The sequence below is a fragment of the Marivirga lumbricoides genome, assembly GCF_014636295.1.
Taxonomy (GTDB): domain Bacteria; phylum Bacteroidota; class Bacteroidia; order Cytophagales; family Cyclobacteriaceae; genus Marivirga; species Marivirga lumbricoides.
Genome location: NZ_BMEC01000003.1, coordinates 250723 through 264072, shown reverse-complemented (window position 1 = coordinate 264072; position 13350 = coordinate 250723). Strand labels below are relative to the sequence as shown.

Genomic DNA, 13350 nt, shown 5'->3' with positions numbered 1-13350 from the left:
TGAAGTATCTATGCTCCTTATCGGCAAGGTATCATTAGAATAGTTTTAAATCAATTGTTAGCAATTTCCCCATATGAATCCAGGTTTTTATTTTTAATGGATAAAATACCAGATTAATTAAAAGGGTAAGAACTACATTTTTTTTTACAATTTCTGAATTTCTGATTCGAGGTTGAACAGTAATCAGAAATGCAAAAGACTCCATAAAAATGAAGAGAGAAAAAGTAAGTTTCAAAAGTGCTCAGGGAAATGAGCTGGCAGCCTACATCGCCTTCCCGGCTGATCAGAAGCCAAATAATTATGTGATTTTTGCGCATTGTTTTACCTGCACAAAAAACCTGAATGCTGTAAGAAACATCTCTTTTGGGCTTTCAAAGCATGGTTATGCGGTAATGAGCTTTGATTTTACCGGACTCGGGGAAAGTGAAGGTGAATTTGCTGACACCAACTTTACTTCCAATATGGAAGACCTGGTGGCTGCGGCTAACTTTCTAAAAGAAAAATACCAGGCTCCTTCACTTCTTGTAGGGCACTCCTTAGGAGGGGCCGCTGTTTTAATGGCTGCAGCGCAAATAGATTCAGTTAAAGCAATAACTACAATCGGGGCTCCGGCACAACCTGAGCATGTGCTGCATTTGATTAAGGATGGCGTGGATCAAATTAAGAAAAACGGAAAAGCTGAAATTTCTATTGGCGGCAGACCATTCACTATAAAAGAGCAATTTTTAGAAGACCTGAAGCAAAGCAAAGGCCTGAAGCTACTGGAAGATTTAAGAAAAGCAGTGTTAGTGATGCACTCTCCACAGGACAATGTAGTGGGTATAGAAAATGCCAAAGAAATTTATGACAGGGCTTTTCACCCTAAAAGCTTCGTTTCTCTTGATGGAGCTGACCATTTGTTGAGTAAAAAGGAAGATTCTATTTATGCAGGTGAAATGATTGCCATGTGGGCTGGCAGGTATGTAACACAGCCTAAAAAAGCTGAAAAACTTTCTACTGATGCGCAAACTGTGGCACTAATTGGCCCTAAAGAAGATAATTATACAACTCAAATTGTAGCAGAAGGCCATCACCTTTTAGCAGATGAACCAGAGGATGTGGGAGGGGATGACTTTGGCCCTTCTCCTTATGGATTTCTCACATCAGCACTGGCTGCCTGTACTGCCATTACCTTACGAATGTATGCCAATAGAAAAAAGTGGGAGGTAAATGAAATTCAGGTACATGTAAACCAGGATAATTGTCATGAAAAGGATAGTGAACATTGTGAATCTGACGAAAGTAAAATCACCTACTTCAATAGAAAAATAGAAATTAAAGGCAATTTAACCGAGGAACAAAGAGAAAGATTAATTGAAATAGCAAAGAAATGTCCTGTACACAAAACCCTGGAAAGCCAGATTGAAGTAAGGTGATAAAATTTTTCAAATAAATAGGGTACTCTTGATAAATATTCCAATGTTCGAAAATCAACTAAACTTGGCACGATAAAGCGGGCGTAGGGACAAAAAGGCAGGAAACGCGTGGAATTGCAGCTGGGTTCGCCAGTTGGCGAATTGTCTTGATTTTCCCCAAAGGGATGCCTTTGGCATTGCTTTCTTTTGCATCAAGTCATCGCAGTCCTTTGAACTGAACCTCAATTGAGATAACAAAACTTTTCTTACGATAGAAAATAGTGTTGATGCTTTTAGTTTTTTGCCGATCTTAAGCCGTGTGGTTGTCCCCGCCAGCTGGCGGGGACTACAGGGGTGTTTTGGAGCAACAAAGAAATGGCATCAGCTGATAAGATAGAATCTTGTTATATAGTAGCAAAAAGATTACGAAATTTATTTTTCATGAAAATCTTCAAATAATCACTTGATCTGAGGAATAAGAACTCATATTAGCATAAATGCTAAATAAGCCCTATTAGTTGTTAAACGGCAATACCTGCGGCCTGCCAATTTGCATTTCCAGGAAATCACCAGGATAGTTATTGAACAACCTTAAATCCGTAGTATTAGGATAACCACCAGGGCTATTATAATAAGTGAAATTTAATTCTATTGTTGGAAACACGAAACTCTCATTTAGTATTCTGACACCCGCACCAAAAGAGGAGAAAAGTCTGTCCTTATCAAAAAGGTTGTCATTGCTAAGCCAATTGATACTATTCCTGTTGTAAAAACTAAATTTGCATCCGTAAAAGTACCAAGGGGCAAAGTACACAGATTCAAAAGTCATGTTAAAACGTTTTTTTCCTAAAGGCCTTAACTCGTGATCTGTTTCAAAATTTTTATCAACCACCAGTACATCTTCAAATTTTCTATTGATCCCACGAACATAATTCACATTAACGAACTGTCTGAAAGAAGATTTACCTGTTATAATTAAAGGACTAAAATAATTGAAATAAGTGTTTAAGACACCATCCTCCCAATGATTCGAGTACCTATATGCTCCAATACCGACATTGGCACTTGCATACCCCACATTTTTGAAATACTCTGCAAAGCCTGCCTTTACCTGCCAATAGTTCCTGTTATAGAATTCATTGTTATCAAAAGCATAAGTTAAAGAAAGCATCTTTCCTTTGGGCACATCCTCTGTTCGGCCAAAACCACGGATTAACTTACTTTTTGAATAGGTTCGCTTTACCAAAGATAGACTGGCAAAGTACATATTTGTACTTAAGAAATAACGGTTACTATCTTCTGTTACTTTAGGCCTCTCCACATAATCGGTACTGCTAAAGCGCGTTTGAACGATAAAGTTGGTCCTCTTCATAATCTGGTAAGACCTGCCCAACCATAAGGATGCTTCATTTTTAGTATATGGGATTTCAAAAAATACTGTATCCAAAGGCTGATAGTATTCCGATACTCTTCTCAGCGTAGCTCCTCCCCCATATTTTATTTCAGGGGTAAAGAAGTCGCGCATCAAATTGGCACTAATTTGCTTTCGAAAATAAGCATTTTCGTATTGAAATGTTCCCTGAATAAAACTACCCCAAAAGTTAGGCACCCTGTATTGAAGTCCGTAACCGTGCTTGGGGGTTTCATGCTCATCAAAATAATAACTGACCTGAAAATCACGTGCATATCCTAAAATATTACGGTCATAAATGGACATATTAAAATCATTGATAGAAGAGTACTCCAGTGAACCTCCTAAGGAAATCACATCTTGTGTCACTACTTTTACATCCACAATATCAGGATTGTCTACTCTGGGTAGTAGGTAAATTTTAGCATCACGAATGGTTCTGAACTGCCTCAAAATCCTTTCATTATCAGCCATCTGGAAAGGATCTACCTCCTCTCCTGTTTTAAATAATAAATTCTGTTTAATAATGCTATTTCGTGTATTCATATGCACTCTGTTAAGCATTTTACCATACCAGGTTTTGGATACTTTACTGGTATCGCTTACAGACCCTTCAAGCACAGGAACTTTAACAAGTGAAATTGCACCTATTGTTTTACCTTCAAATGGCTCAAAAGCAGCTTCTCCTCTTGTGATCGGTTTTTTATTGGATATATTCTGACTGGAACTTTTAAATAACAAAGAAAAAAGCATCCTTGTTACCTGCGTATTGCCAGCTTTGCTTTTTAAGGAATCATAAAACTTATCAGATTTAAAGTAGGGGCTTGGCTTTATTTTATAAGTTTTACCAGCAGGGAGAAAAATAACAGTATCTGTTTCGGGCAAATAAAAAGTATCCTCTAATATTAAAACATTACCCGATTGAAGGAAAATAGAATCCGCAACTGCTGTCTTTTTTGATTCTTGCGCCACCAACAAACTTTGACAAAAAAAAGTAAATAATACAATAATCAGCAGCCGCAAAGAAAGATATGTATTTAAAGAAATATGCATTTAAAAAGCAAAATTACAAATATATTTAACTGGCCCTTTATAACTTTAAAATTATAAGTTTCAGTATAATCATGTATTTATTAAACTTGAGATAGAAGAGGTGATTCATTCGCCTCACTATAAATGATCATGTTGGAAGTATCGGTTTTCAAATAAGTTTGTATATTGGATCATTCAATTACAAGCAAGTAACAGTAAAAGCTAGTGGCTGATCAACCAAAACATTCTAATGAAAACACTGCTCACCAGCAAAGTGGACAGGAAAACACCCATTGGCAGAAAGGCTTACAACCCCGACAGATGAGCCGCACACTTTCTCGTGACATAACCAGATTTTCATATGTTGAAAATCATACTTCTGAAAAACCAGAGCAGTTTGCTCAACTTAAGCCTGGCATTATGACTTTTGGTGTTAAAGAACCTTCTGGTGTTGCCCGGAAGACACAAAACAAGGAGCAATATCCTCAGCATCAAATCCTTCAGAAGAAAAACCGAAAAGAAAGCGATATCCCCGAAAATAATAACTCTAACTCCACCGGCTTACCCGAAAATTTAAAATCAGGTATAGAACACCTTTCCGGCCATTCTATGGACGATGTGAGAGTGTACAGAAATTCTAACAAACCTTCTGAAATGAATGCTTTGGCTTACGCACAAGGTACCGACATACATTTGGGACCAGGTCAGGAAAAACACTTACCGCATGAAGCCTGGCATGTAATCCAGCAAAAAGAAGGAAGAGTAAAGCCAACTAAGCAATTAAAATCCAATATTTCCATAAATGATGATGCTGCTCTTGAAAAAGAGGCAGATGAAATGGGGAATAAGGCTATGCAGTTTAAAGTTGGTGGGAATATTCATCACAACAGTGATGTAAATTTATATAATAAAAACTCTCCTCATAAAATTTTACAAAAAGTTTCAGGACAAGACGCATTAGACCAAATAGCACCGCAACAGGCTGTATACGAATTTGCTGCGCACCATCTTGTTTACAAACCGGAAAACTCTGGATTAACTGAGCAAGAAAGAAATTTTTTAACTAATAACGGCTATGAGGCTAGCGAGTCAGGGATAAGCTGGATAGGAAGGTCGAGTGGCGCACAATTAGGATTTCAGGCAGTGCTAATTAAATCCAGATCAGAGAAAAATGATATTTTAGCTATTAGAGGAACGATTCCCGGAGGAGGATCAGAAAATTTAATGACAATTTATGTGGATTTAGATCCCCGAGCCGTAGGCTTACAGCAATTTGAAGCAAATAGAAATCTAATAGAAGCAATATTAAGTAGAGCAGATGGCCCTGTTGATGTTACGGGTCATAGTTTGGGTGGTGCAATGGCACAACATACTGCTGTTAATTTCTCTGGACAGGTAGCTAATGTATCCACCTTCCAATCTCCCGGTATTGATCAGGCTTCTGTTGATCGTTTCCAAAAAATACCAGAAAGCGAGCGGCCAAAAGCTATTCATCATATTGTTACGGGAGATATTGTTGATAAAGCAGGTGAAGCTAATTTGCCAGGCACAACCTATGAGCATGATTTTGGCAGACACCTGGATGTAAATATTTTGATAGATAGTCTTAGTGGTCATATTGAGACTATTAAGGAAAGTATATCTAATTTTGATCGCAATATGGCGGAAGTGTTATCGATAATCCGTCCACAATTTAAATGGCCCCGGGAAGCTGCTGAAGACGTCATCCGCCTAAGAGATATTATAAACAAATTGAATGAAAACCAGGCAGCTGTTGGTAGGGAAGTGAATGAAATAAAGTCTCTTTTGGCTGATACAGTTAGTGGTATTGCAGAAGCACATGCAACTCATGTATTTTCATCATCGCATTATAGTAAAATGAGAGAAGCATCAGGTGCAGAACAAATCAACAATATTGAAATGAATAAAAGCCATCATTCAACAGTAAGCTCCTCTAGAGCTTATCCTCATGATCAACAGAGGAAAGTAGCAGAACCGCTCAGGCAAAACCTGGGAGGAAAAGTACAGGGTATTCTACATGCTTATATAACAGTAGTAGAAACTTACGAAGAAACAGTAATTCGGTACAACCGCTTCAAACAAGGTGCAAGTGATGCATGGGAAGGATTTAAAGATGGAGTAACTAACGCTATCGATGATGCCTCCAACCGAATTTATTCAATTTGGAATTGGATAACACAATAACTTTATGTTCAGAATTATAACATTATCAACTTTATTATTCTTAATAACCTCCTGTGAAATGGCAAAAACTTATAGCGACAAAGAACTTGAAAATATTTTAAAAGAAAGATACAACGATAAATTTAATGTTTTAAGCAATGATTTTGTCCTCAACCTTGGCTATCATCAATTTACAGCTGAGTTAGCAAATAATAAAGCGATAGTTATTCATGGAACTTATAAACAAAAAGGGGAGGAAATAAGTGATAATTTTCCTCAAATGCTGCACACCTATCAATGCAGTAATTTAATAAAAGCTAAGCTTAATAATTATTACCCTACTTTTAAATTTAAAAACAGTACCTCCTTCAATTACAAAGAAATTAATCATAATCCCATCCCCCCACTGGAAGAGATAGTAATGAATGAATCTGTATCCGGTTCTGTTGATCTGATTTTATACTTGTTTGAAACAGCAAAAGAAGAAAATAAGAAAGAAGTATTAGAAGGGGTTTCTGCTATCGTGAAAGAATTCACCAGATGGAAAAATAAATCATTTCATATCAGTGTGAAATTTTGGGAAGATGGACATTTCAAAGGCAAGGACTTGGATAATATAAACTTTGGCTTCAATGTATATAAAGAGGAGTATTATGATAGCATTCCTGTAGAAAACGAATACATTCAGCAAGTGCTCTATTTTGAGTTCGACACCAAAGATTCAATTCCTAATATCTCTACTGATGATTTATACGAAAGTATATATCCTTTCGAAAATGGCAAAGGATTTAAGCAGAAACTAGTGAAGTTTTAACAATACTTAGAGTAGATCCTAAAAGAAAAGAATGAGAAAATATTACATATTAATTGCAATATTTTCACATTCACCTATTAACTTTAGTATTCTTTTTGTTAATTTACCGATACTAATAGTAAAGTTGCTATTGGTCTTTTAGAGTACGACAATTAAAAGATTACTCCCACCAGCTATTCATCATTACTGGCAGGACAAAAACACAATGAAAATTGTAAAAAATAACAACCAAAACCTTTCAAGAACCCACTCTGAATTGGTTAGTATTATTCTTTTTGGAATAGGCTTAGGAGTTATGCTGGCATCAAGCTTTCTTGGCAGCATAAACCTATACTTGACTCATCTTTCTTATAAAAGTCTACCTTATATTGTTTTATATTCGGGTATTGTAGGAGTTTTAGTTTCATTTTCCTACAGCTACCTACACAAAAGATTCTCAATCAGCACTTTATCTACTATTTTCCTCGCTCTCTTTGCTATTTTTTATTACTACCTCTTCTATAAGATAACATTTTCCGATAACCCGAAGCTTTATACTACCTATGCTATGATGGGGCTGTTTCCAACTATCTCTATCCTATTTTCACTATATAATGCATTCGGCCACTCACTTTTCAACATCAGAGAAAACAAGAAATTGTCACCTATAGCTATTATAGGTATGCTTTTGGCAATTATAGTTGTTTCAGCAGGATACACTTATTTGCTTGAAAACACATTTCTGGAAGAAAGACATCTTTTCTTTATGGTATCAGCAAGTGCCATTATAACAATTTTTACAGTTTGGATTTCAGCTTTGAAATTCGAAAACATAAGCGAAATTCAACTTAGCGCCCAATACATAAATTACTACAATAAGTTTAGTAAGCTCATTAAAAACAGGTATTTTCTCTACCTGAGTATTTTCACTATTTGCTTCACTATCACGCTGTGGCTAGTAGATATTCTTTTTCTATATGCGGTGGAACAGTCGGCCAAGCAAGGGACGGAACTTCACCAATTCTTTAGCTATACCACACTAGGTTTATGCTTCTTCGCTTATCTCTTCCTCTGGATTTCCCAGAAAAAGCTTGTGAGACAATACGGAATTAAAGTAAGCTTGCTTGTACTTCCAATTTTAACCATTTTACTAACCGCGGCAGCCTTTGCAGTAGGCTATTTTTACGGGTTTGAAAGAGATTCTCTTTCATTTATCAGGTTTTTCATAATTATTATAGCAGGAACGGTACTTATTCATGGGCTGAAATATGGTATTCAGAATACACTTTTCAGACTTTATTTCTCCCCTATCGAAAGCAATCTCAGGTTCGACATACAGACCACCATTGATAATATGTTGAGGCATATAACCACTTTTTTAACAGGCTTATTGCTTATAGGAATTGTACGACTTGGCACCTCAGAGTGGTTCAGTGCCCTGCTTGCAGATATCGATCAACCTTACTTTCCTGTTTTAATTATAAGTGCAATTATACTCTTTTCCATAGGGTGGATAGTAAGTATAGTTCTTATGTATAGAATGTACAAAGGACTCCTGGAAGATAATTTGGGTCAACAACGTAATTTAATTAAACACGACCAATCTTTAACCCAGAGCTTCCTTTCACAATTGGAAGAAAGCATTCCCAAAAGTGATTACGAAAAAGCTGTATTTGAACTAAATTTATTAAAAGTACTTGACCCTGTTATTTACAGAAAAATAATCGTGGAATTGGCCGCTCACCAAAATGAGCACATTCAGGAAATAGCCCTTTATGAGGTTCTCAATTATCATTTATTAGAAGCTTTGCCAGCCATTCAGCAGGTAATGAGTTGGAAATATTTCCCTGCTTTAAAAACTGCTTCCCTGGTGAGAGAGGTGAATGTAAAATTAAATGAAGCCCTTTTCAGGCTTGAACAAGTTAAGTATGTGGATCAGCTCACCTCCTCAAAATTAGTAAATGAGAGGATTTACGGTGCTTTGCTGGCACAGCACCTTGATTCCACAGAGAAAGGAAAGGTTTTAAACCGACTTTTTGGAGATTCCAATCAACCTGTTATTTATAATGCCATAATAGCGGCAGCCAAAGCAGATGATACTTCGCTACATAACAATATCATTCTTCAGCTTAAGCATCCGGAATATTCAAATGCCGCAGTGGCTGCTATCTCCGCTTCCGATGATTCCTTTTTAAAAATGCTGGAAACAGCCTTTCAACTAAATAAACATGATCAACGGACACAGCAAAGAATTTTACAGATTTATGGAAGAATCAGTTCAGAAAGTGCAGTAACATCACTTCTTAATAAGCTCAATTACCCTAACCAAAATGTAGTAGCAACCTGCCTTGATGCTTTAAGCCGATGTGGATTCACAGTAACCGATAGCATTAAAGCTTTACAAGTAAGAACTGAGCTGGAAGAAGTGTGCAATGCCATGATCTGGAACATGGCAGTTTACATTGATGCAGAAAACAACAACTGCTCAAACCTGCTCTTGCGGGCTTTGGAGTATGAAATATCTACTAACTATGAAACAGTTTTCAGACTACTTGCATTGATTTACGATCCTAAGTCAGTAGAACTTGTAAAAGTAAATATCAATAGTAATGATGTAGAAGAGTCAGAATTCGCTTCTGATTTACTGGATATCTTTATTAATGACGAGATGAAGTCATTCCTGATACCAATTTTCAAAATTTCCTCCTATCGCTCAAAAGTGGAAGAGCTAATGAACATCTTCCCTACTGAGCCAATGGAAAAAGCAGAAATGTTGGTGAATATTGTTCAGAGAGATTACAAATGGATTAATAGCTGGACTAAGACCTGCGCTTTAAAAGACCTTTCAAAAGAAACTAATTTCAATTCTTTTGAAATAATGGCCAGTCACCTGGTAAATCCTGATGCTATATTAAGAGAAACTGCTGCACAGGCACTATTTGAAATTTTTCCTGATGCATTTGAAAAGTTGGCCAGGCGATATGAAAAACAAAGAGAGTTTCATTTTGCTTACGAAACAACTGAGGTGATCAGAAAAATAAGTACAGAAAAAAGCGAAGTGCCTGCCCTCAAGTTTGATATGATCAACTTCTTAAATGAGATAAAGGAATTTTCAGGAATTTCGGGGCTTGTACTTTCAGAAATTATTAAAAGAGTAAGCATCCTGCAGTTTAAGCAAGATGAGATAGTGAGTAAAGGTGAAATTGATAGCTTAGATTTCTTCTTCATATATAAAGGGGAAGTTCAACTTAGCACCAGGCTGAAAAATTATCAATTCTCTACTAAAGAAATGATCCCTAACTTTCAACTGAATCATCATGACCATACACCTGTACAAATAAAAGCTTTAACAGGCGTGACTTTGATGAAGGTTGATAGAGATGTATTTCTTGAGTTACTCTCTTTCTATGAAGAAATACCTCAATCTATGCTTAAGCAATACGTACATGAAAAGCATGGGGAAAAATATGACATGGTGCTTAACTAAATCCAAAATGAATTATTACGCATGAGTGAAAACAGAGAAGATCTTGTAGCTACAATCCAAAATCCATTCCCCGGCTTGCGTCCATTTAGGTTTGGTGAAAGCCATATTTTCTTTGGAAGGGAAGGCCAAATTGAGAATGTGGTTGATAAAATCATGAACAAAAGATTTGTTGCAATCATTGGCGCTTCAGGTGTCGGTAAATCCTCCTTCATGTCATGCGGGGTATTATCTGACATTCTCAAAAACAATAAGCAGGAAAAAGAAAGCTGGGAAGTTTTTGTGGCAACACCGGGTAATAACCCTATGCATAACCTTGCAAAAGGTTTATTAAACGGCATAAGTGCTGAGACAGAATTGTCTGATGAAAATAAAAAGTCCGATACCTCTGATATTAAAGCATTAACAGAACAGTTGAGCGCTTCACCTTCCGGACTCATTGACATTTTACGGGAAAGAAATACAAAAACCAGGTATCTTTTATTTGTAGATCAATTTGAGGAAGTTTTCAGGTTTCCTCCCGATGATGCGGACGCAAATGAATCAGTGAAAGCATTGGTCAATTTAATAGTTACTTCTATAGGTCAAACTGAAGTACCTATTTACATTGTGCTTTCCATCAGATCAGATTTTATTGGAGATTGTGCAAGGTTTCCGGAGCTTACAGCGGCCATAAATAATAGCCAGTATTTAATCCCACAATTAACCAGAAAGGAAAAACAAATAGCTATTGAAGGCCCTATTCATTTTATGGGAGCAGAAGTAGAAGATGATTTAGTACAGGAGATTTTAGAAGATGTTGGAGAAAGCGGAGACCAACTTCCGGTAATGCAACATGCTATGATGCGTACCTGGGATTACTGGAAAACCTACAAATCCGCCAAAGAAAAAATCTCATTAGCGGATTACAACGCGATAGGGGGCATGAAAAATGCGTTATCAGAACATGCCAGGGAAGCTTTCAGAGAGCTAAATGAAAAAGAAAGACTCATTTGCGAACGTATTTTCAAAGCCCTTACTGAAAAAGGAGAAGAAGGAAGAGGTGTTCGAAGGCCTACTACTCTCAAGGATATTACAGAAATAGCCGATGCTGATAAAAATGAGGTTATTAAGGTAATTGAATATTTCAGAAGACCCGGAAGATCATTATTAATGCCTCCTGCTCAGGTGTTGCTGGATGACGAAAGCATGATTGACATTAGCCATGAAAGTTTAATGCGTAACTGGGTGGAACTGGTGGAATGGGTAGATGAAGAAGCTGAATCTGTAAAACTCTATTTAAGATTGGCAGAAGCTGCAGGAATGCACCAGGAAGGAAAAGCAGGACTTTGGAGGCCACCGGACTTACTATTAGCTCAAAACTGGAGAATAGAACAAAACCCAACAAAAGCCTGGGGGTTGAGGCATCATAAATCCTTTGAGCGTACTATGCTCTTTCTTGATCATAGCGAAAAAGAATATGAAAGAACCCAACGTATAAAAGAAAAGCTGCAAAAAAGAAGAATAGCAATTTTCAGAAGAATAGCTGCTGTAATGTTCTTGCTATGCCTTGTGGCAGGTTGGTTTTGGATAGATGCCAACGAACAAAAGGAACGGGCATTTGTAGCAACTGAATTAGCGCAGCAGGAAAGCGAGAAAGCTGAAAAACAGAAAATAATTGCCGAAGCAAATGCAGAAGAAGCCAAAAAACAGCAGGAAATAGCAGTAAAACAAACTGGTGTGGCACAGTACAACGCTAAGCTGGCTATAGAACAACAAAAACTGGCTGAGGCAGAAAGAATTAAAGCACTTCAGCAGGAAAGCATTGCTTTCTTTAATGCCAAAATTGCCATTATGAGTGAGAAAGAGGCGACAAGCTTAAGGTTGCTTTCTATAGCTAAATCAATGGCCATTAAATCCATACAAATTACTGAACCTGAGGTGAAAGGTCTTGTGGCTAAGCAGGCCTATAATTTTAACAGGGATCAGAATGGAAAAACAAATGATCCGGATATTTATGATGGATTATATTATGCACTTAAATCACTTAAAAGCACTGACTATTTTAACCTGGAAGAACATGATCAGAACGTGAGGAGTTTGGTAGCTTCTAAGGAAAATGATAAAGTTTACTCTACTGGAAGTGATGGTAAAATAATTGAGTGGAATTCATCAGCTAACCCCACTCCAAAGCTTATTAGCGGAGGAGGAAATGTAAGAATAAATAAGTCATTAGCATTAAGTAATGATGATGCAAGACTGGCTGTGGGAGGTGATTTCAGGTTTATTGAGATACATGACCTCAGGAACCCATCAAGCAAACCTGAAAAAGTACCAACTACCTGGAATGAAACTTGGTTTCTTGCTTTCTCAAAAGAAAATGACCTTCTTTCTGTAGGCTCCAACAACAAAATAATGTATTATAAAAACGGACTTTTCAGGCCGATTTCAGGAGGGGCCAATAAGATTAATGCATTGGCGGTGAGCCCTGAAGATAACAGTATTGTAGCAGCACAGGATAATGGAGCTTTAATTAAATATAGCTTAAATGGAAAGGATTCTGCTTTACTTTATAACAATCAGTATTCATTATTTTCTGTAGCATATAGCAACAATGGAAGGTTTTTAGCTTTTGGTGATGAGAAAGGAAGAATTATGTTGATGGATTTACGCTACTCCACTACTAAAATTTTACCTGGCCATACAGCCCGAATTAATAATATTGCTTTTAGTAATGATGGTACTCGCTTAGCTACAGGAAGCTTTGACAAAACAGTGAGGGTGTGGAATTTAAATGCGCTGGAAGATGCTCCCATCATTTTAAGGGATCATAAAGATTGGGTATGGTCAATCATTTTCAATAAAGATGATAGCCGATTGTGGGCAGGCAGTAGAGATTACCTTATAAGATTATGGCCTATCGATACCAAAGAAATGGCTAATCAAATCTGTAATGATTTGCGGAGAAATATGCTCAATGTAGAAGAGTGGAAAAAGTATGCTGGAGATGATTTCGCCAGAGCAGACACCATTGTAACCTGCCCTAATTACAGTAGTTTTTTAAATAATTAAA

General features: G+C 36.9%; 6 protein-coding genes. 5 read left to right on the top strand and 1 reads right to left on the bottom strand.

What is annotated here, in order from left to right; translation table 11 throughout:
• The first annotated feature begins 209 nt into the window (after positions 1 to 209).
• Positions 210 to 1415: a bifunctional alpha/beta hydrolase/OsmC family protein gene (locus tag IEV85_RS05980; RefSeq protein ID WP_188461215.1), complete on the top strand. Its 1206-nt coding sequence runs from the start codon at positions 210 to 212 to the stop codon at positions 1413 to 1415.
• A 493-nt stretch (positions 1416 to 1908) separates the two neighbouring features.
• Here the strand turns inward: IEV85_RS05980 and IEV85_RS05975 are convergent, their stop codons facing one another.
• Positions 1909 to 3777 (bottom strand): BamA/TamA family outer membrane protein, encoded by a 1869-nt coding sequence (locus IEV85_RS05975; protein ID WP_188461213.1) that lies wholly within the window; start codon positions 3775 to 3777, stop codon positions 1909 to 1911.
• A 285-nt stretch (positions 3778 to 4062) separates the two neighbouring features.
• Between IEV85_RS05975 and IEV85_RS05970 the strand changes: the two genes are divergently transcribed.
• The 4 genes from IEV85_RS05970 (at position 4063) to IEV85_RS05955 (ending at position 13349) form a co-directional block, all read left to right on the top strand.
• On the top strand, positions 4063 to 6042 hold the full coding sequence (locus IEV85_RS05970; RefSeq protein ID WP_188461211.1) for an eCIS core domain-containing protein: 1980 nt from the start codon (positions 4063 to 4065) through the stop codon (positions 6040 to 6042).
• A 58-nt stretch (positions 6043 to 6100) separates the two neighbouring features.
• Positions 6101 to 6835: a hypothetical protein gene (locus tag IEV85_RS05965; RefSeq protein ID WP_188461209.1), complete on the top strand. Its 735-nt coding sequence runs from the start codon at positions 6101 to 6103 to the stop codon at positions 6833 to 6835.
• Positions 6836 to 7040: 205 nt separating this feature from the next.
• The gene (locus IEV85_RS05960; RefSeq protein ID WP_188461207.1) at positions 7041 to 10301 is read left to right on the top strand and encodes a hypothetical protein; all 3261 of its coding nucleotides are present in this window, start codon (positions 7041 to 7043) and stop codon (positions 10299 to 10301) included.
• A gap of 21 nt (positions 10302 to 10322) precedes the next feature.
• Positions 10323 to 13349, top strand: coding sequence for an nSTAND1 domain-containing NTPase (locus IEV85_RS05955; RefSeq protein WP_188461205.1), 3027 nt, complete (start codon positions 10323 to 10325; stop codon positions 13347 to 13349).
• Position 13350 lies beyond the last annotated feature (1 nt).